1 protein-coding gene is annotated in these 531 nt (G+C 71.8%); it reads left to right on the plus strand.

What is annotated here, in order from left to right; all coding sequences use genetic code 11:
• A partial coding sequence (locus ABD323_RS45140; protein ID WP_344447740.1) for a TrkA C-terminal domain-containing protein occupies window positions 1–531 on the plus strand: 531 nt, incomplete at both ends.

Raw genomic sequence — 531 nt, forward strand, 5'->3', positions numbered from 1 at the left:
GGCATCCTGGCAGGTTCGGCCACCGAGTCGGCGGTGGTCGGCACCGCGCAGGAGGGGATCGGCAAGCTGCCGGGGGTCACCGCGGACCAGTCCTCCGAACTGCAGGCGCACGTCGCCACCGCGTACTCGGTCTGCTACCTGTTCGGCCTGATCAGCATCGTCCTGCTGACCAGTCAGTTCTTCCCGATGCTGATGCGGATCAACCTGGCCGAGGCCTCCCGCGAGCTGTGGGACAAGATGCGCGGCGCCGGCGGCGGGCTGGAGGCCGGGGAGACGGCCGCGCTGCCCGGCCTGGTGGGCCGGACCTACCTGGTCTCGCAGGGTGAAGGGTCCAGCCTGCAACAGCTGGAGGAGGCGGTCCGGCAGGACGCCTCGATCGAGGGGGTCAAGCGCGGGCAGCAGGTGCTCAAGGTCGAGCCGGGACTGAAGCTCCAGCGGGGTGACCGGGTGCTGGTGGTCGGGCTGCGGGACGCGGTCCGGGAGACCGGGCACGAGCTCGGTCCGGAGACCTCCGGGGTGCCGGGGCTGGAC

Source organism: Kitasatospora nipponensis (assembly GCF_039528135.1).
GTDB lineage: Bacteria > Actinomycetota > Actinomycetes > Streptomycetales > Streptomycetaceae > Kitasatospora > Kitasatospora nipponensis.